Below are 19,348 nucleotides of genomic sequence, written 5' to 3'. Positions count from 1 at the left end.
CCAGTGCTCAGTGAGCGACTATTCCGTGACAACGGAGGCGCATTATAGGGAGAATTCAGATGAGCACAACCCTTAAATGAAGTTTTTTTATAAAAAAGATATTGTTCGGTCAGAATTCATTCAAAACGTATAAAAAAGGAGCTTAACTGCCCCTTTTTTATCTATTTGCTGATAGTTACCCGTCTACAATTGTGACTGGTGCGCAATGATCCTATCATTGTTGACCAATAACTGAATCGCCTTATCCGGATTAACCTTACCGGCCAGTATCGCCTTCGCCAGCGGGTTCTCCACACTATGTTGAATTGCTCTTTTCAGCGGTCTTGCACCAAAGACAGGATCAAAACCAACCTGAGCAATCAGCTCCAGCGCTTTATGAGATACCTCAAGCTTGTAACCATTTTCGGCCATGCGCTTGGCCAGCCTGTCCAATTGAATGGAAGCAATAGACTGGATATGTTCCTGCCCCAATGGATGGAATACCACGCTTTCATCAACACGGTTTAGAAACTCCGGACGGAAATGCTTATTTACCACTTCCATCACTTCACGCTTGATTCCGTCATAATCGAGATGCATAAAGTTTTCCTGGATTCGGTCTGACCCCAGATTCGACGTCATAATCACTACGGTATTTCTGAAATCTACTGTTCTTCCCTGGCCATCTGTTAAACGGCCATCATCCAGAACCTGAAGCAGGATATTGAAAACATCCGGATGCGCTTTTTCTACTTCATCCAGCAAAATTACAGAATAAGGCTTTCTTCTTACCGCTTCTGTCAGATAGCCGCCTTCTTCATATCCGACATAACCAGGAGGTGCACCAACCAGGCGAGCTACAGAGTGCTTCTCCATAAACTCGGACATATCGATACGCACCATGGCATCTTCACTGTCAAACATAAAAGCAGCCAGAGTTTTACAAAGCTCTGTTTTACCCACACCAGTCGGCCCTAAGAACAGGAACGAACCAATAGGCTTATTTGGATCAGACAACCCCGCCCTGCTACGGCGAATAGAATCCGATACCACCTGAACCGCTTCCTGCTGACCAACTACGCGTTTATGCAACACATCTTCCATACGAAGCAGCTTCTCTTTTTCTGCTTCTAACATTTTCGATACCGGGATTCCCGTCTGCTTGGAAAGCACCTCTGCTATTTCTGCATCGGTTACCTTATTTCGCAGCAGTGTCATTTCATGCATTTCTGCCTGAGTCGCAAGGTCCAGCTGTTTTTCCAGCTCAGGAATTCTGCCGTACTGAAGTTCTGACATCCGGTTAAGATCACCGGCACGGCGGGCAATATCCATATCCATTCTTGCCTGCTCAAGAGCTGTCTTTATATGCTGGGTTCCGGATAGTGCCGCTTTTTCTGCATTCCATACCTCTTCTAACTCTGCGTATTCACGCTCTTTGTCAGAGAGTTCATCATTGATGGTTTCCAGCCGCTTACTGCTTGCTTCATCAACTTCGTTAATAAGAGCCTGCTGCTCTATCTTTAGCTGGATGATTTTCCGTTCCAGCTTATCCAGAGATTCAGGTTTGGAATCAATTTGCAGCCGGATACTGGATGCAGCCTCATCAATTAAGTCGATAGCTTTATCCGGCAGTTGGCGGTCTGAAATATAGCGGTGAGACAGACTGGCAGCAGCAACAATTGCCGGATCGGTGATCTCTACATGATGGTGAAGCTCGTAGCGCTCTTTCAGACCACGCAGAATTGCCACTGTATCTTCCACTGTTGGTTCATCCACCAGCACTTTCTGGAAACGGCGCTCAAGAGCGGCATCCTTCTCTATATACTGACGGTATTCATCCAGAGTGGTGGCTCCCACGCAGTGCAACTCACCACGGGCAAGAGCTGGCTTAAGCATATTGCCCGCATCCATTGAGCCTTCACCCTTACCGGCTCCGACCATGGTATGCAGCTCATCAATAAAGAGAATGATATTCCCCTCTTCTTTTGACAGCTCGGTTAACACTGATTTCAGGCGCTCTTCAAATTCACCCCGGTATTTTGCCCCTGCAACCAGAGCGCCCAGATCCAGAGAAAGTACTCTTCGGCCTCTCAGACCTTCCGGCACCTCATTATTCACAATACGCTGAGCAAGCCCTTCAACAATAGCGGTTTTACCCACCCCTGGCTCACCAATAATGACAGGGTTATTTTTGGTACGGCGCTGGAGCACCTGAATCGTGCGGCGAATTTCGTCATCGCGGCCGATAACAGGATCAAGCTTGCCCTGCTCAGCACGCTCAGTCAGATCGATAGTGAACTTTTCCAGAGCCTGACGCTTTTCTTCAGCATTCGGGTCATCCACCTTCTGACCACCACGAACCTTCTCTATGGCTTCTGAAACTTTATCTTCCGTCAGCCCCATCTCACGAAGGACATCACCCAGCGGACCTTTATCTTCCACCGCAGCCAGCAGGAATATTTCCGACGAAATATAGCTATCCTGTCTTTTCTGAGCCACTTTGTCACAAAGGTTGAACAGCACACCCATACCGCTGGAAAGCTGTACATCGCCACCAATTCCGCTAACTTTTGGCAGGCGATCCAGCATTTCAGATAATTTAGACCTGAGCTGAACAACATCCACGTTAAGCATAGTCAGCAGAGGCCGAACCGTACTTCCGTCCTGGTTCAGCAAAGAAACCATCAGGTGAACCGGTTCTATATACTGGTGATCGCGCCCCAGCGCCAAAGACTGCGCATCAGAGATCGCAAGCTGAAATTTACTGGTAAATCTATCTAGTCGCATGACAATCCGAAACCTCAGAGAGAAGAATACGTTATGCAAAAAAGATGGATACTGAGGAGAGTTTTTTCAAGGGGCTGACAGCTTCAGCCCTGAAAATTTGAGAGGTAGATTAGATGCAGAAATTAAAGAGGGCTATTCAATCCAGATAAAACTGGCCTGCCTTCCGGTTACACCATCTCTTCTGTATGAGTAAAAGCGCTCAGAATCAGAAAAAGTACACAGGCCACTGTCATAAACCTCACTCACACCAATTGCATTTAAGCGCTGAGTTGCCAGAAGAGACATATTGGCCCAGTACTTACCTTCACCTTTGCTGATAAACGCTTTTTCAGCTTCAGGACTAAAAGCGGTAAAGGCTTCAAGCACATCTTCACCCACTTCAAAGGCATCCGGGCCAATTGCCGGGCCAAGCCAGGCCATAACCGGCTTATCGAAAAGCTTTACTGCATTTTCAACAATGCCGCCAGCCAGACCGCGCCAGCCCGCATGTACCGCAGCAACCTGAGTTCCTTCAGTATCAGTCAACAACACAGGCAGGCAGTCTGCTGTCATTGCACTGCACACGACACCTTTAGCGCTGGTAAAGAGCGCGTCAGCATTAACAACTTCAGAAGTAGACTGATCCAGACAAGCTACAACCGTAGAATGAGTCTGATTCAGCCAGACCGGAGCAGCAGGCAAATGGTTCGCCTTAATCAGAGTGATGCGGTTGACCTCTACATCCTGAATATCATCCCCAACATGAGTACCCAGATTAAGCCCTTCGTAGGGAGCCTTAGATACACCGCCGCTTCTCAACGAGCTAAATGCTTTGATGTGAGCAGGCGCCGGCCAGTTGGGAATGATGACATCCATTTAAAAGTCTTCCTCTTTATTCAGTTTTGCATCTTCTCGCAGAGCTTCTGTCATCGCGACCATGTCATCCGGTACCGGAGCATGGAACTCCAGCTCTTCCCCCGTGATAGGGTGCTCAAACTTCAGCATAACCGCGTGAAGCGCCTGACGGTCAAAGCCGCGGATCATCTCTGTCAGCTCTTCTGATGCGCCTCGTGGAATTCTTGCTCTGCCACCATAGGCGATATCACCAAGCAGAGGATGCTGCAGATAAGACATATGAACACGGATCTGGTGGGTACGACCGGTTTCCAGGCGAAGACGGATACGGGTATGCTCACGGAAATGCTCAGCAACACGGTAATGAGTAACTGCAGGTTTACCCAGTTCATTCACCGCCATCAGCGTTCTTTTTGTTGAGTGCCGGCCAATGGCTTTATCCACCATACCACCTGCGGTCATTTTACCGATAGCTATGGCTTCGTACTCACGGGTGATATTTCTTTTCTGTAGCGCACGAACCAGACGGGTTTGAGCCGGTACAGTTTTCGCCACCACCATAAGGCCGGTGGTATCTTTATCCAGACGGTGAACAATACCGGCGCGCGGCACTTCAGCAATATCCGGGTAGTGGAATAAAAGTGCATTCAGAACCGTTCCGTCTGGCGTGCCAGCTCCCGGGTGAACCACAAAGTCTCTCGGCTTATTAATTACAATGATATCGTCATCTTCATAAACGATATCCAACGGAAGATCCTGTGCTTCCCAGCGTTCTTCATCTGCCAGTTCAGCAAGTACAGTGATACTTTCGCCTCCCATAACACGAGTGCGGGGCTTAGTCACCACTTCTCCATTTACCTGAACTTTACCTTCCAATAACCACTCTTTCAGTCTTGAACGTGAAAAATCGGCGAATAATTCAGCGATCGCCTGATCAAGACGCTGACCAAGTTGGCTTTCTTTTACGGTATTTGTTAATTCTATCTGCTGGGCCATATCGAACTTTTTTAAAAACTATGAGACTAATGCTCACGACTGTGGAAAAATAACGCCCCTATTCTATCTGTTAACTGAGCAGAAGTAACGGAAGCTGAAAACTTTATTTATATTCGAGGAATGAACTCCTGTCATGAAACACCGCACTTTATCGGGCTTACTAGCATTAACCCTGTTGTTTGGCTGCTCCAGCACTAAAGAAGTTGTACCTGATATTCCGGCAGCGGAACTGTACTCAGAAGCACAAGAATCAATCAGAAGCGGCAACTGGATGACCGCTGTTGAAAGGCTGGAAGCACTTGACTCCCGCTACCCGTTTGGCGCTTACTCCGAGCAGGTACAGCTGGATTTAATCTATGTTTACTACAAAAACAATGATCTGCCTTTAGGTTTAGCAACCATAGAGCGCTTTATCCGCTTAAATCCCACTCATGACAAAATTGACTGGGTTCTGTATATGCGCGGCCTGACTTATATGGCTCAGGACAGAAGCTGGATGCACGATGTATTCAACACTGACCGCTCTGACCGGGATCCGGAACCGGCAAAGTCTGCTTTTGCTGATTTTAAGCGTCTGTTGCAAAGATACCCGGACAGCGCCTACGCAGCCGATGCTAAAAAGCGCATGCTGTCACTTAAGAACCGTCTGGCTAATTACGATCTTGCTACCGCAGACTTTTATCTGAGAAGAGAAGCCTGGATTGCCGCCATTAACCGTTGTCAGGAACTACAGAAAACTTTCCCTGATACAGAAGCGGCGAAAAAATCTCTGCAAATTCAGCTTGAAGCATATAAACAGCTGGAACTAACAGAAGCAATTGAACGAACTGAAGAGCTGATAAGACTCAATCCGATGTAAGTCAGCTATAAAAAATGAAAAACGCCGCATAGAGTTCACTATGCGGCGTTTTAGTTTTCGGCCAGAAATCAAATTGTTCCGTTCTGGATCACATTTTCTTATTGAGCATAATTTAAACAACACAATTTTCAGGCTGTACAAAATCCCTAAAAACGGGGAATTTCTAGTGCTCTACTTCTTTCCAATCTAACCAATCTAAAATCTTCTACAAGCTTTTTTAGAGAAAAACTTTAACAGATTTGTAACGGATCACATTTGGCTTCCATACTGCAACCGTTTCCATTTTAAGTGATCTTTATCACTTTTTTTTCTCTTTAGAAGGGTAATCTGGAGTTAACCCATGAGGGATGCAACAGAGGAAAAAATATATGAAAGTAAACATCACTGGTAAAAATATCGACATCACCTCTGCAATCCGCACGCATATCGAAGCGAAGTTTAAAAAGCTTGAAAAGTGGCAAGTAGACATTATCAGCTGTCAGACAGCAATTAGTGAGGAACCCAACAAACAGAAGAAATTTGAAGCGAGCATTACAGTTCCTAAAGGAAAATTAAACGCCTCTTCTGTACATGAAGATTTATACGCAGCGATTACCGAAGTAGAACAAAAACTGGAGCGTCAATTAAATAAACTGGTTCATAAACCATCCTCCCGCCGGGCAACACACAGTGATGTGCCGGATCTGGATGAAGCTGTGTAATAGACAGATTTTTCGAATTAGCGCCTCCGGGCGCTATTTTTTTGCTTGACGGTTTATGAGGCATTTCATATTGTGTCTACTCAAGCAAGGAAAATGACTAAACATGCATAAATTTAACCTGTTCTTTTTTGACTTCTTTTTTACCGCCTAATCAGGGGGCTGAAGTCGTTTTGGAAAAATAAGTCAAAAACGAACAGAGAGCCTCCCAACCGGGAGGCTTTTTTTATAAGGATAATTCACATGACAGACAGCAAATATTCTCTTGATGAGATAAGACTTCGTTTAAATGACCTCGATGACAACCTGCTACAGCTTCTATCAGAAAGGCGCTCACTCAGTATTGAGGTCGCCAAAAGCAAGATAGAGACTTCTAAGCCGGTCAGAGACGCAAAACGAGAGCAGCAGCTGTTAGTCAAACTGATTGAAAACGGCAATGTTAAGTATGATCTTGATGCGCCGTACATCACTAAGATCTTCCACACCATTATTGAAGATTCAGTGCTGCTTCAGCAGTCCTATCTGCAAAACCAGGCCAATCCGGAAATAAGCAGAAAGCCTATCGCTCGCGTTGCCTACCTTGGAGCAAAGGGCTCATACTCACACCTTGCCAGCCGTGAGTATTTCAGCCGCAGAAATACAGAACTGGTTGAACTGAACTGTGAACACTTTAAAGAAGTGACCAAAACCGTAGAGTCAGGTCATGCGGATTACGCGGTTCTTCCGATTGAAAACACCAGCTCAGGCTCCATCAATGCGGTTTACGACCTTCTTCAGCACACAACGTTATACATTGTCGGCGAAATTACTCTGCCAATTGAGCACTGTATTCTGGCCTCTTCTGAAGTTCACCTTGAAGATATCAAAACGCTTTACTCACACCCTCAGCCACATGAGCAGTGCAGTGAGTTTCTGAGTGAGCTAAAAGATGCAACGCTTGAGTCCTGTGCCAGCACAGCAGATGCAATGCAGAAAGTAAAAGATCTTGGCCGTAGTGATGTGGCAGCAATTGGCAATGCTTCAAGTGGCAAACTTTACGGTTTGCAGCCAATTAAGAGCAATATCGCCAATCAGACCGAAAACCACACCCGCTTTATCGTGGTTGCCCGTAAGCCAGTGGAAGTATCCACACAAATTCCGGCTAAAACTACGCTGATTATGTCCACTCAGCAGCAAGCAGGCTCTCTGGTACAGACGCTTCTGGTTCTGCAGAAATACGGTATCAATATGACAAAATTAGAAAACCGTCCAATAATCGGTAACCCGTGGGAAGAAATGTTTTACGTGGATCTGGAAGCGCACCTGGAATCCGACGACATGCAGAAAGCCCTGGCTGAGCTGATTAAGATCACTACTCACCTGAAGGTGCTTGGCTGCTACCCGATAGAAAACATCACGCCAACAGAAGTTAAGGTTCAGTAGTAGTATGAAGAAGGTTATTGTTACCTCATTAAACCCGGCAAAAATCCGCGCTGTAGAAAGTGCCTTTCAGGAGGTCTTTCCTGAGCAGGAGTTCCGCTTTGACGGCATCAGTGTCGCCAGCGAAGTGCCGGACCAGCCTATTTCCAATGAGGAAACCAAGCTGGGCGCCCTGAACCGGGTTAAAAATGCTAAGGCAGAAATATCTGATGCAGATTATTACGTTGGCATAGAAGCAGGTAACGAAGAAGATATTACCTTTGCCTGGATGGTTATCGAATCTCAAACCAAACGTGGAGAGTCCCGCTCGGCAAGCCTGATGCTACCGCCGGTTGTTCTGGAAAAGCTTCAGGAAGGCAAAGAGTTGGGTACGGCGATGGATGAGGTTTACTCGACAGATAACATCAAGCAGAAAGGCGGGGCTATCGGCCTTCTGACCAATCATATCCTGACCCGGAGTTCTGTTTATCATCAGGCGCTGATTCTGGCTCTGATTCCGTTTATTAATGATGAGCAGTTTCCTGGGAATTTGTGATAAGTAAGTAATTACTCCCGCTTCAACCCTCGTTCCCACGCTCCAGCGTGGGAATGCATATCTGACTCAACAGTAAGTAAATATGCTACCGAAAACACTCTTCGGCTATGGTTCCATGCTCTTTGTTTTTCTTGATAGAGTCATACGCTGAATTTTCGGAGTCTCCTTATACCAATCCCAGTAATTAGCTGTTCAGTGATTGCGCAGGAAAAATCGCTAAGAGCAAGGCAAAATTTGCAGTAACTAGTGGATCTAATTACAAAAATTTTAACGCAGCTATTAGCGATTTTGACAAGCAAGGATGAACAGATAATTGCTGGGATTGGTATTAAACTCAGGTATGCATTCCAACGCTGGAGCGTAGGAACGAGGAAAAGCTATTCCCCCGACAGCAACTTAAGCAGCTCAGCCTTCTCTTCTTCGCTATGTCCTTTCAGCTCATTAGAGCCTCTGGTAATCGTTGCCACACCCACTCCCAGCATCTGGCTCAGTTGCCGCTGAGAGACATCTCCTTTTAGCAGCTCATTAAGAATATTGACTCTGGTTACCAGTGCATCACGCTCATCTGGTGTCATCAGCATAGTCAGCAACATCTCATGCTGGCCTTTTTCCGTTGCATGTTTTACCAGGTCTAATAACTGTTGCCAGTCTGTGTAGTCAGGCGTTTGTGACATAAATTAAGCTCTTATAAATGTTCGTTCTTCATTGTAAACACAAACGGCCTCAAGATGCAGTACATCTTGAGGCCATGCAGATGACTTTATACCAATCCCAGTAATTATTAATATTTTGCCAGTAGCTCACTCTGCTTCAGAAAGTCTCCTTCAACCTGCATCAGATTACGGTAGTAGGTTTCAAACATCAGGATATTCTGCACATACCCTCTTGTCTCTTTAAAAGGAATGGCCTCGATAAAAGCAAAGACATCCACATTCCCCTTAGTTCTTTCCCGCCAGGTCTTCACTCTGTGCGGACCGGCATTATAGGCGGCAAAGGCAAACACCCGGTTGTTTTCATACTGCTCCAGCAGGCTATTCAGATAATGACTGCCGATTTCAATATTCTTACCCACATCATAGAGCTGGCTTGCACCGTTATACGAGAGCTTAAATTTCTTGGCCGTATATTTCGCCGTCCTCGGCATAATCTGCATAATGCCTCTGGCACCAACAGGTGAACGGGCCCTGGCATCCAGCGCACTCTCCTGTCTTGCCACCGACATCAGGGTAATAGGATCCACGCCATGCTTGTCACCGTAAAAATTAAACCACCACTGATGAGCAATCGGGAACCTGAGAGCCGTTGCATCCCACATTCTGGCTTCAATGGTCGCTTTTACTGTCAGGTGATACCAGTCTTTTTCCGCAGCGTATACGGCTAGCGCTTTTTTCTCTTCTGCCCCAACCTGCCACAACAACCAAATCCACTCGCTTTTTGCTGCGGTGATTTTGTTAACATCGATCATCTCTTTAATTCTGGCCAGGCTCTCTTCATAGGGCTTCAGAATATCAGTATCGGCCTGAGCATTATTCGAAATATAGGAAACCGGCTTATCCAGAGACTTGGCTGCCGCCGCGCTGTAAAAGTTTCGTTTACCAAGCAGGCTTTGCATCCGCTTAATTCCAGCATCATTATCACCCAAAGCCATTTCTGACCGGGCCAGCCAGTACTGCCAGCGCATGGAATCACGGGCCTTTTCCGGTAAACGTGAAATCCAGAAAGACATCATAGGCCAGTCAGCCTGACGAATCGCCAGACGAATGCGCGACTCCAGCACCTTAGTATTTGAGGACTTTTGCAACACAGCATCACGCCAGCCCGCCAGATAATTAACATCAGTATTAATTAACCTGTTGGCAAAATACTCAGATAATTTCTGAGCCTGTTCAGGCTGAAAGTTCTGCGCTTCCAGTATCAAAGGCAGCAAACTGTGAGCATAGCGGATATCACTGCGAGCCAGTTTTCTCAGAGCCACTTCCGACTGACGCCGGTTAAAGTCACTTGGCGGGTACTTCTGCGCAAACTCCATAACGTATTTCGGATCCTGCGCCAGCTTTTTCATCTCTTTGGCCTGAAGACGACTCTTATTACTTTCCGTCATCTTAGCCAGATAAGTGACCATGGAATTACTGTTGCTTTCATAACTGAGCAGCATTCTGCGCAGAACCAGATCATCGGTTCTCAGCCCGGCATTTTTCCACTCTTCAAACAGCAAGTCGCAGTTTTCTGACACACTTTTACCACTCAGCCAGAGCTTTTCAGCCCCTTTAAATGCCTTATCCTTAGCACCATTTCTGAAGTGGGCGTAGTAATAACTGCACTTATACTTCTCCATTTTCGGCTCATAGGTCTGATACCGATAAAAGGTTTTCCACTTTCCTTCTTTAATCAGAGCATCCAGATAGGCTGCCCGGACTTTATTGGAAAACGGAAAAGATTTATGTCGCTGGACGAAGCTGTTGACTTCCTCCGGAGAGCGGTCACCTATACCGATTAAAAACGTACGGTAATCCACGTAAGGAGTTAAAGGGTAATCCGCGATCTGATCGCGTATTTCCATGTATTCTTCTACCTGTTTTTTATCCAGATAGTTTTGAGCTTTCTTATAAATTAACCTCTGCTGTGCAAGAGACGCCGGAGCCGAATACGCCCCGGAAGAGATAGCCATTACTGGCAGAATCACAGCAGCAAGTTTTACTAGCCTTTGCATCTGAAAAACTTCCGATTGTTCAACACGAGCCAAAGCCGCCAGCTTCCTCCGGCAGCCATTCTCATCGGTAATATTTTTTACCGTATGTAAATCTAATGTTAGAAATGTTTCACTACTTCTTTCAAGTCTAATTTGATTAAAATCTGGATTTTCTCACTACTTTGTATCCTTGTTTGCAGCTTGGGGGTATCGATAAGCAAACCCTCCGTGCCAGGGAAGGCACGGTGGAGCCCCATGGAAGGGTTGATGCATGTTTGTGTTCGATACCCCCAAGCTGCGAACGCGCACTCAAAGGCAAGAGTACTTTTTCAGTTCACTTTAAAAGGTCAGTTATATAAAATGCACCTTTCCCTACTCTGAATACAGGAACGATCGGCAATGGCTGAATACGTCTATACCATGTCGCGGGTGAGCAAAATCGTGCCACCTAAGCGTCAAATTCTTAAGGACATTTCTCTTAGCTTCTTCCCGGGCGCCAAAATTGGTGTTCTTGGTCTGAACGGTGCAGGTAAATCTACCCTGCTACGCATCATGGCGGGCATCGATACCGATATCGATGGTGAAGCTCGTCCACAACCAGGTCTGAATGTTGGCTACCTGCCTCAGGAGCCTCAGCTTGATGAATCAAAAACCGTTCGTGAAATTGTTGAAGAAGCGGTTGCTGATGTTGCTGATGCACTGACTCGTCTGGATGCGGTTTATGCAGCCTATGCAGAACCGGATGCAAACTTTGATGCTCTGGCTAAAGAGCAGGGCGAACTGGAAGCACTGATTCAGGCTAAAGATGGTCATAACCTGGAAAATGCGCTGGAACGTGCAGCCGATGCTCTTCGTCTTCCTGAGTGGGACTCTAAGATTGAACACCTGTCCGGTGGTGAGCGCCGCCGTGTGGCTATCTGTCGTCTTCTTCTTGAACACCCTGATATGCTGCTTCTTGACGAACCAACCAACCACCTGGATGCGGAATCTGTGGCATGGCTGGAACGTTTCCTTGTGGACTACACAGGTACAGTGGTCGCGATTACCCACGACCGTTACTTCCTTGATAACGCAGCTGGCTGGATTCTGGAACTTGACCGCGGTGAGGGTATCCCATGGGAAGGTAACTATACTTCATGGCTTGAGCAGAAAGATGCTCGTCTGAAGCAGGAAGCGGCTCAGGAAAAAGCCCGTCAGAAGACCATCGAGAAAGAACTTGAGTGGGTTCGTCAGAATCCAAAAGGTCGTCAGGCTAAATCTAAGGCTCGTATGGCGCGCTTTGAAGAGCTTAACAACTCAGATCATCAGAAGCGTAACGAAACCAACGAACTGTTTATCCCGCCGGGTGAGCGTTTAGGTGACAAGGTTATCGAAGTAAACAACCTGACCAAATCTTTTGGTGATCGTGTACTTATCGATGATCTTTCATTCAGCATTCCTAAGGGTGCTATCGTGGGTATTATCGGTGCCAACGGTGCTGGTAAATCTACTCTGTTCAAAATGCTGAGCGGCACAGAGCAGCCAGACTCAGGTACTATTGAGCTGGGTGACACAGTTAGCCTGGCTTCTGTTGATCAGTTCCGTGACAGCATGGATGACAGCAAAACGGTATTCCAGGAGATCTCTGAAGGCGCTGACATCATCAAGATCAACAACTTTGAGATCCCGGCTCGTGCCTACTGCTCACGCTTTAACTTTAAAGGCGTTGATCAGCAGAAGGTTATCGGTGAGCTGTCTGGTGGTGAACGTAACCGTGTACACCTTGCTAAGCTGCTTAAAGCCGGCGGCAACGTACTGCTACTCGATGAACCAACCAACGACCTTGATGTAGAAACACTTCGTGCACTGGAAGAAGCCCTGCTTGAATTCCCTGGCTGTGCAATGGTTATCTCGCACGACCGTTGGTTCCTGGACCGTATCGCAACTCATATCCTTGATTACCGCGATGAAGGTCAGGTGAACTTCTACGAAGGCAACTATACTGAGTATACAGAGTGGCTGAAACAGACTCTTGGTGCTCAGGCTGCAGAGCCACACCGCATCAAATATAAGCGTATTACTAAATAACCGCTTATATTCAGATTCAGGCCGCTGCATACAGCGGCCTTTTTACTGTTAAGTGAGAGCGCTCCAACAATTTGGATATCATATTGTATATATAAGCTTCTGTTTCAATTTGCTATGATGTAAAAAGTAAACAACTTAATTTGTAAGTGAGGGATCATGAGCGAGAGACGTCGATTTTCGCGTATCATTTATCAAGCTCCGGCAGAATTGCACCAGGGGAAGGTGAAAGCGACTAGTTCCATCAGGGACTTATCGTTACATGGTCTGCTTCTCTCTTCACCAAGTGAACCGCTGGATACGTCAAAGCCGGTAGATATCTTTTTTCATATCCCTGAAAGCGATATCATTATCTCTCTGCAGGCAGAAATTGTTGATCTGAACGACAACTATTTAAGAGCCAAGATTCAGCATATTGATATCGACAGCATCAGTCATCTGAGAAGACTGGTTGAACTCAATGTGGGTGATGAAAAGCTGCTGCACAGAGAATTAGAGCAATTATCTGACTTAGACGACTAAGTCACAGAAAACAAATAACAACCGGGTAGCTGAACTTCGCTACCGCATAACCTTATGTCCAAGAAAATAAAAATAACTATTCCCTCATCAAAAGGGGAACAGAGCTTTCACGTTGGCAAGAAAACCGTACTTGTAACGCTTGCAACCCTTATTCTATCGCCTGCTGTTGCGGGCTATTTTGTGTATCAGAACAATCTGCAGCAGGATACAGCTAAAAAAACGTTCTCAAAGCTAATGAATGAGCTTGGTGACCGGGAGCAAACCATCAGCAGCAGAGAAAACCGCATTGTCAGTCTGAACAGCGATATTGAACAGCTTGCTCAAAATAACCTGCATCTGAATCAGGAACTGGAAGCGAAAAACAGCCAGCTTCTTATTCTGAACAAAAGAGTCTACGACGTAGAAAAGGTGCTGGGTATTTCAGAGGAAGAGCCTGAAAACAGTGCTGAACTGGCGCTGGAACAACGAATGGATACGGCTGCGGTGAACTCTGCGGTACGAGCAACCATGTTCCGCCTGATCCCCAATGATACACCTTTGAACTATAACCGGATATCATCTCCTTTCGGGCGAAGACTGAATCCGGTAACGGGAAAGAGACATTTTCACACCGGTATCGATCTGACCTGTAAGCGCGGAGAGCCAATTTACACTCCTGCTGATGGTGTAGTGGAAACCGTGCGTCCAAGTAAAAAAGGCTTTGGTAACTTCCTGATCCTGAGACACTCATTCGGTTTCTCAACCTCTTATGCCCATCTGAAAGGCTTTAAAGTGAAGAAGGGCCAGTTTGTCAGTAAAGGGGAACAAATTGCTCTATGCGGGAACTCAGGCACCTCCACCGGAGCTCATCTGCACTATGAAATCCGCTTTCTGGGGCGTTATCTCAACCCGTACAACCTGATCAAATGGACTCCGGAAAACTTTGATACTCTGTTCGAGAAAGAGAAAAAGGTAAGCTGGCCAAGTCTGGTCACTCTGATTGATAACGTGGTTCGCCTGCAGGTTAACCTGACCAATCATCCTTATGTGGATAACAGTATTAACACTGCAAGCTCAACCGAAGCCCCGGATGAGGCTTCTACTCAATAATCTCTTCCATCTCTGATGCTGGTTTGGCGGACTTGTCCTTTCTTCCCAGCATCAGCAGGCATGGCGTCAGCACCAGAGTCAGGGCTGTTGCAAAAGCCAGCCCGCCAGCCACAGCCGTTGCCAGTTGCGACCACCACTGGGTACTCGGCGCTCCGAACTCAATATTCTGATTAACAATATCGATATTCATCTCAAGCACCATAGGCAGAAGGCCGAGAATGGTGGTAACTGTGGTCAGCATCACCGGACGCAGACGCTGAACACCGGTTCTTAAGATAGCCTCTTCACGGCTTAACCCCCGTCTCAGCAGTTGGTTAAAAGTATCGATAAGCACGATATTGTTATTTACAACGATACCTGCCAGAGAGATAACCCCGATTCCCGACATAACAATGCCGAAAGGTTTCTGGAAGATCAGCAGACCGGCAAACACACCAACGGTGGAAAACAGCACGGCGCTGAGGATCAGAAATGCCTGATAGAAGCTGTTGAACTGGGTGATCAGAATCAGGGCCATCACACCAAGAGCAACAACAAAGGCCTTCATCAGGAAAGCAGAGGACTTATCCTGATCTTCGTTCTTACCTCTCAGTTTAAAATCCACTCCGGTCAGTCCCAGCTCTTTTAACCTGGCTTCAATCTTCGGCAACTCAATAGACAGATTATAGTCACCCTTAATATCAGCCATCACCTCTGACACGCGTCTGCCATCGGTACGGTGAATCGTATCCTGCTTCTGCTCAGGTCTGATTTCAGCAAAATTAGTAATAGGTACCAGACCTGCCGGAGTCTTTACTCTTAACTCATCAAAGCGGCCGATATCTCTCTGCTCTTTAGGGAAACGAACCAGAATATCCACTTCTTCATTGGCATCATCCGGCAGGTAGTCTCCTATCTTCAGGCCATTGGTAACAAACTGAACCGTATTACCCACCAGGGTTGCATCGGCGGCAAAACGGCCTGCATCATCTCGCTTGATATCAATCTGCCAGTCGATTCCCGGTTTTTTAGAATTGTCACTTATGTTGGTAAATGCCGGATAGCTGTCAGCCCAGTGACGGACAACCTTAGTTGCAGCATCCAGCTTATCCTGCTCCCGTGCAGAGAGTTCAATCACCAGATCATGATCGCTTGGCGGCCCGGCTTCCGGTTTTTTATATTCGATTTCGACACCGGCAAACTGATCAGTTTTCTGCTTCAGCTCTTCAATAATTTCATTTACCGGTCTGCGGTACTGCCAGTCCACCGGAGTCACCTGAATCTGGCCGATAGAATCACCTCCCCCGGTTCTTGTGTATACACTCTCAAACTCTTCGCCACCGATAACCACAGATTCAATTTCGCGCATGATCTTATCTTTTTCATTAATAGAAAGATCACCATAGGAGCGAACCTTAATGGTAAATGAAGGCGGGTCCACCTCCGGGAAAAACTCGGCGCCCAACCCGGCCTTGGAATAGGCAAAGCCAACACCGATAGCAAGCAAAACTGCGCCGATAAAGATTTTTACCGGATGCTTAATCGCAATCGACAGGGTATTAAAATAGAGCCTGGTAAAACCGGTCGCCTTGGAAAAATCGCCGTCATGCAGAGCAACCAGCTCTGCCCGGAATTCAGGTCTGATATACTGCTCTTTACCAATCAGGCTACCCAGAACCGGCACAAAGACCAGTGCCATCAACAGTGATGCACTCAAAGTTGCGATGAGCGTAATCGGCAGATACTTCATAAACTCGCCGGTCACATCCGGCCAGAACAGCAGTGGTGCAAAGGCAGCCAGAGTGGTTGCTGTGGATGCAATGATCGGCCAGGCCATCCTTTTTGCCGCATCGCGGTAGGCATCAACCCGGTTTTTGCCTTCGTGCATTCGCCGGTCAGCAAACTCGGTAACCACTATGGCCCCATCCACCAGCATCCCCACCGCCATAATCAGCGAAAAAAGAACGATGATGTTCACCGTCAGGCCAAACACCGCTAATACCAAAAGTCCGGTAAGGAAAGAGCCTGGAATAGAGACACCCACAAGAAAGGCGGTTCTTACCCCAAGGATGGCGATAATGACGATCACCACCAGAATAATGGCCGATAAGATATTGTTCTGAAGATCGTTCAGCATCATCTTCACATCTTCAGATTCATCCCAGGTATATTCCACCATCAGGTTGTTCGGCCACTCTTCCTGCTGCTCAGCTGTGGCAATAATTGCCCTGACCAGTTCAACGGTTTCAATAATGTTTTCACCGGCGCGCTTTTTCACATCCAGAACAACAGCTGACTCACCGTCCAGTCTTGCATAACTTTCAGGGTCGCGGAATGAGCGCCTTACCGTAGCAATATCACCAAAGGTAATCACCTGTTTGCCATCCACTTTAATCGGCAGTTCCAGAACATCTTTTAAAGAGTCAAAAACCGAAGGAACTTTTACTGAAAAGCGTCCGTAACCCGTATCCACAAAGCCGGCTGCAACCACTCTGTTATTCAGAGCAATCAGATTGTAGATATCGCCCTGGTCCAGGTTATAGCTTTCCATTAGCAGAGGATCGACGATGATCTCAACAATATCCTCACGGTCACCGGCAATATCCACTTCCAGTACCTGCTTATAGCTTTCCAGCTTATCGCCCAGTTCACGTGCCACCTGCACTATGGTTCTTTCTGGCACACTGCCGTACAGCACAACAGAAAGTACCGGCTGGAAGGATGCCAGCGTCACTTCATTAACCGTTGGCTCATCACTGTCAGCCGGAAGTTTAGGCTTAGCCTGATCCACGGCATCACGCACATCAGCCATGGCTTTATCGAGATCCATTCCCACATTAAACTCCAGCATCACAGAGGCGTGGCCTTCTGCAGCTGTGGAGGTCATCTCTTTAACGCCTTCAATGGAACGCAATTCCTGCTCTATAGGACGAACCAGCAGCCGCTCCGCATCTCCGGGAGAAATCCCCTGATGGCCGACACTGACATAGATAACCGGGATGGTGATATCCGGACTGGATTCCTTGGGAATCGTGATATAGGTGATAACGCCTGCTATCAGAATCATAACCAGCAGAGTCATCACTGTCCTTGAGCGTGACAGCGCAGCATCAATCGTCGTAAACATAGTCCTCTCCGCTGTTACTGGCTATTATCAGGATTTTTGCTAACGGCAATGACCCGGTCGCCATCGCGGACAAAGCCCTGGCCGACAGTCACAATATCCACCGAATCACCAAAGCCTGACAGCCAGACGCCGTCCTGCTCAGCTTTTACCAACTGAATAGGAACAAACTTAATCATGTTGTCTTTGACCGTCTTAACGCCAAGGTTACCGCTTTCATCCAGCGCCAGCATAGCGGGGGTGACTTTAATTGCTCTGGTTGCTTCCAGTTCAAGCTCAACCTCTGCACTGATACCTGCCGGAATTTTTCCGTCCCGGTTTTCGATTTCCACTTCAATCGGGAAGGTATTGGTGGCAACAGAAGAAACTCTGGAAATGTATCTGAGCTTGCCGTATACAATCTGTCCGCCAATCATCCGGATACGCGCTTTCTGATTCAGTTCCAGGCTCTGTATATGCCGCTCGCTGACATCCGCTTCTATCACCAGTTTTTTTAGATCGATAAAGGAAGAAACCGGATCCCCGACGCCGATAAAATCACCAAGATCAACAAAAAGATCATCCACTATGCCGTCAAACGGTGCCTTGATAAGGGAGTTCTTTATTGCCAGTTGTGCATCTTTAACCAGCGCCCTGGCCTCAATCAGAGATGACTGCGCCTGAGTAAAGGCCACTTCCCCCTGAAGACCTTTGCTTTTCAGAGACTGAGCTGCTTTATACTCTTTTTCTCTTAACCTTAAAGATGCTTTGGCTCTTTCCAGCTGAGTTTCCAGGTTAGCTTTATCTACCTGAACAACACCCTGCCCTTTCTCTACAAAATCACCTTTTTTCACCAATAGTCCGGTGACTTTCCCCGCAACTTCAGCACCTAATTTCGCCTGCCGGTCTGGCGCTGTTCTGCCGTAGAGGTCGATCTTCTTAGCGGTATTCTGAGGAGTGAATGTCTGATAAACCACTCTGGCAAGCGGTGCCTGTTCATGCTCGCTTTTCACTGTTGAAGAACTCTCTTCAGCCTTAAGCATCCCCATGGACAGCCACAGAGATAAACCAATAATGATCAGCAGTGATATCAGCCAGGGACGATGAGATAAGAAGGTCAGGGGGCTTATCCGGCGCATAACGAAATCCTTGTTATATTAAAAAACCCTGCGTAATAAAGTTATTACGCAGGGTTTATGGTATCTCAAACTTAATCGTTATAGCAGGAGAAATGCGGTGATGCTGGTCTAAAAATCAGACACTGAATGAAGCGCCACAGCCACAGGTTGTTGTTGCGTTCGGGTTATCTACGAAAAAGCGCGATCCTTCCAGGCCATCAGTAAAGTCAACCGTTCCGCCAATCAGGTATTGCAGACTCATAGGGTCTACAACCAGAGTGACCTCATTTTTCTCAATAACCATATCTCCCTCGTTCACATCTTCATCAAATGTGAAACCATACTGAAATCCGCTACAACCACCACCGGTAATATAAACGCGCAATTTCAGGTTAGGATTTTCCTCTTCTAAAATCAGAGTCTTAACCCTTGATGCTGCCGCATCAGAAAATGTTAATGGTACGCTAACTTCGCTCACGACGACCTCTCTCACTCACATTGCACTCAAATAATAATAGTTGTGCTTCAGTATGTATCAAAACTGATAATCGGGTGATTATCTAATACCTGACTGTTTTGTTCAAGTATTCTGCTCAGCAATATACCAGCAGTTAGTCGCTTTATATCACTTTTTAGGTAATTCGCTAAAAAAGCACTTGTTAATTAATGAAAAAAAA

The 19,348-nt window shown here is 46.7% G+C and carries 15 protein-coding genes and 1 other annotated feature; of the genes, 7 read left to right on the top strand and 8 right to left on the bottom strand.

The annotated features are described in order from the left end of the window. Nucleotides 1-183: 183 nt before the first annotated feature. The 3 genes from clpB to rluD all read right to left on the bottom strand — a co-directional run bounded on the left by clpB (nucleotide 184) and on the right by rluD (nucleotide 4,596). Nucleotides 184-2,766, bottom strand: a complete 2,583-nt coding sequence (gene clpB, locus L3Q72_RS02465; protein WP_275131102.1) for an ATP-dependent chaperone ClpB — start codon at nucleotides 2,764-2,766, stop codon at nucleotides 184-186. 132 nt (nucleotides 2,767-2,898) lie between these two features. After that, nucleotides 2,899-3,621: a peptidoglycan editing factor PgeF gene (gene pgeF / locus L3Q72_RS02460; protein WP_275131101.1), complete on the bottom strand. Its 723-nt coding sequence runs from the start codon at nucleotides 3,619-3,621 to the stop codon at nucleotides 2,899-2,901. Continuing rightward, entirely contained in the window at nucleotides 3,622-4,596 is a 975-nt protein-coding gene (gene rluD / locus L3Q72_RS02455) for a 23S rRNA pseudouridine(1911/1915/1917) synthase RluD (protein ID WP_275131100.1), read from the bottom strand. Between the two features lie 133 nt (nucleotides 4,597-4,729). Here rluD and bamD point away from each other — a divergent pair, with 133 nt between their 5' ends. The 4 genes from bamD (at nucleotide 4,730) to yjjX (ending at nucleotide 8,107) form a co-directional block, all read left to right on the top strand. Continuing rightward, nucleotides 4,730-5,455 carry an outer membrane protein assembly factor BamD gene (gene bamD / locus L3Q72_RS02450; RefSeq protein WP_275131099.1) on the top strand — a complete coding sequence of 242 codons (726 nt, stop codon included), beginning with the start codon at nucleotides 4,730-4,732 and terminating at the stop codon, nucleotides 5,453-5,455. A 368-nt stretch (nucleotides 5,456-5,823) separates the two neighbouring features. Continuing rightward, the gene (gene raiA, locus L3Q72_RS02445) at nucleotides 5,824-6,156 is read left to right on the top strand and encodes a ribosome-associated translation inhibitor RaiA (RefSeq protein WP_275131098.1); all 333 of its coding nucleotides are present in this window, start codon (nucleotides 5,824-5,826) and stop codon (nucleotides 6,154-6,156) included. Between the two features lie 105 nt (nucleotides 6,157-6,261). Continuing rightward, nucleotides 6,262-6,383 (top strand) — a sequence feature (Phe leader region). Nucleotides 6,384-6,396: 13 nt separating this feature from the next. Then, nucleotides 6,397-7,575: a prephenate dehydratase gene (gene pheA / locus L3Q72_RS02440; protein ID WP_275131097.1), complete on the top strand. Its 1,179-nt coding sequence runs from the start codon at nucleotides 6,397-6,399 to the stop codon at nucleotides 7,573-7,575. A gap of 4 nt (nucleotides 7,576-7,579) precedes the next feature. Continuing rightward, nucleotides 7,580-8,107, top strand: coding sequence for an inosine/xanthosine triphosphatase (gene yjjX, locus L3Q72_RS02435; protein WP_275131096.1), 528 nt, complete (start codon nucleotides 7,580-7,582; stop codon nucleotides 8,105-8,107). Between the two features lie 377 nt (nucleotides 8,108-8,484). On the opposite strand, the gene trpR is transcribed toward yjjX, so the two are convergent. Continuing rightward, nucleotides 8,485-8,781, bottom strand: a complete 297-nt coding sequence (gene trpR / locus L3Q72_RS02430) for a trp operon repressor (RefSeq protein ID WP_275131095.1) — start codon at nucleotides 8,779-8,781, stop codon at nucleotides 8,485-8,487. Between the two features lie 107 nt (nucleotides 8,782-8,888). Then, complete coding sequence (locus tag L3Q72_RS02425) at nucleotides 8,889-10,817, bottom strand: transglycosylase SLT domain-containing protein (protein WP_275131094.1); 1,929 nt, start codon at nucleotides 10,815-10,817, stop codon at nucleotides 8,889-8,891. Between the two features lie 378 nt (nucleotides 10,818-11,195). On the opposite strand from L3Q72_RS02425, the gene ettA reads away from it, so the two are divergent. The 3 genes from ettA (at nucleotide 11,196) to L3Q72_RS02410 (ending at nucleotide 14,471) form a co-directional block, all read left to right on the top strand. Then, nucleotides 11,196-12,863, top strand: coding sequence for an energy-dependent translational throttle protein EttA (ettA, locus tag L3Q72_RS02420; RefSeq protein WP_275131093.1), 1,668 nt, complete (start codon nucleotides 11,196-11,198; stop codon nucleotides 12,861-12,863). 156 nt (nucleotides 12,864-13,019) lie between these two features. Further along, the gene (locus tag L3Q72_RS02415) at nucleotides 13,020-13,382 is read left to right on the top strand and encodes a PilZ domain-containing protein (protein WP_275131092.1); all 363 of its coding nucleotides are present in this window, start codon (nucleotides 13,020-13,022) and stop codon (nucleotides 13,380-13,382) included. Between the two features lie 54 nt (nucleotides 13,383-13,436). Beyond that, the gene (locus tag L3Q72_RS02410; protein ID WP_275131091.1) at nucleotides 13,437-14,471 is read left to right on the top strand and encodes a M23 family metallopeptidase; all 1,035 of its coding nucleotides are present in this window, start codon (nucleotides 13,437-13,439) and stop codon (nucleotides 14,469-14,471) included. On the opposite strand, the gene L3Q72_RS02405 is transcribed toward L3Q72_RS02410, so the two are convergent. The 3 genes from L3Q72_RS02405 to erpA form a co-directional block, all read right to left on the bottom strand. Beyond that, complete coding sequence (locus L3Q72_RS02405; protein ID WP_275131090.1) at nucleotides 14,461-17,577, bottom strand: efflux RND transporter permease subunit; 3,117 nt, start codon at nucleotides 17,575-17,577, stop codon at nucleotides 14,461-14,463. The two genes, L3Q72_RS02410 and L3Q72_RS02405, sit on opposite strands and share 11 nt — an antisense overlap. A 14-nt stretch (nucleotides 17,578-17,591) precedes the next feature. Further along, entirely contained in the window at nucleotides 17,592-18,692 is a 1,101-nt protein-coding gene (locus L3Q72_RS02400; protein ID WP_275131089.1) for an efflux RND transporter periplasmic adaptor subunit, read from the bottom strand. Between the two features lie 115 nt (nucleotides 18,693-18,807). After that, entirely contained in the window at nucleotides 18,808-19,149 is a 342-nt protein-coding gene (erpA, locus tag L3Q72_RS02395) for an iron-sulfur cluster insertion protein ErpA (RefSeq protein ID WP_275131088.1), read from the bottom strand. Between the last annotated feature and the right edge of the window lie 199 nt (nucleotides 19,150-19,348).

Origin of the sequence: Vibrio sp. JC009 (assembly GCF_029016485.1) — a bacterium.
Lineage (GTDB): Bacteria > Pseudomonadota > Gammaproteobacteria > Enterobacterales > Vibrionaceae > Vibrio.
The sequence above is the reverse complement of the archived record's forward strand: the minus strand, read 5'-3'. Positions and strand labels throughout refer to the sequence as shown.

Bases quoted from the DNA above. Each gene is read 5' to 3' on its own strand.
- clpB (WP_275131102.1), bottom strand. From the start codon at position 2,766: ATGCGACTAGATAGATTTACCAGTAAATTTCAGCTTGCGATCTCTGAT.
- pgeF (WP_275131101.1), bottom strand. From the start codon at position 3,621: ATGGATGTCATCATTCCCAACTGGCCGGCGCCTGCTCACATCAAAGCA.
- rluD (WP_275131100.1), bottom strand. From the start codon at position 4,596: ATGGCCCAGCAGATAGAATTAACAAATACCGTAAAAGAAAGCCAACTT.
- bamD (WP_275131099.1), top strand. From the start codon at position 4,730: ATGAAACACCGCACTTTATCGGGCTTACTAGCATTAACCCTGTTGTTT.
- raiA (WP_275131098.1), top strand. From the start codon at position 5,824: ATGAAAGTAAACATCACTGGTAAAAATATCGACATCACCTCTGCAATC.
- pheA (WP_275131097.1), top strand. From the start codon at position 6,397: ATGACAGACAGCAAATATTCTCTTGATGAGATAAGACTTCGTTTAAAT.
- yjjX (WP_275131096.1), top strand. From the start codon at position 7,580: ATGAAGAAGGTTATTGTTACCTCATTAAACCCGGCAAAAATCCGCGCT.
- trpR (WP_275131095.1), bottom strand. From the start codon at position 8,781: ATGTCACAAACGCCTGACTACACAGACTGGCAACAGTTATTAGACCTG.
- L3Q72_RS02425 (WP_275131094.1), bottom strand. From the start codon at position 10,817: ATGCAAAGGCTAGTAAAACTTGCTGCTGTGATTCTGCCAGTAATGGCT.
- ettA (WP_275131093.1), top strand. From the start codon at position 11,196: ATGGCTGAATACGTCTATACCATGTCGCGGGTGAGCAAAATCGTGCCA.
- L3Q72_RS02415 (WP_275131092.1), top strand. From the start codon at position 13,020: ATGAGCGAGAGACGTCGATTTTCGCGTATCATTTATCAAGCTCCGGCA.
- L3Q72_RS02410 (WP_275131091.1), top strand. From the start codon at position 13,437: ATGTCCAAGAAAATAAAAATAACTATTCCCTCATCAAAAGGGGAACAG.
- L3Q72_RS02405 (WP_275131090.1), bottom strand. From the start codon at position 17,577: ATGTTTACGACGATTGATGCTGCGCTGTCACGCTCAAGGACAGTGATG.
- L3Q72_RS02400 (WP_275131089.1), bottom strand. From the start codon at position 18,692: ATGCGCCGGATAAGCCCCCTGACCTTCTTATCTCATCGTCCCTGGCTG.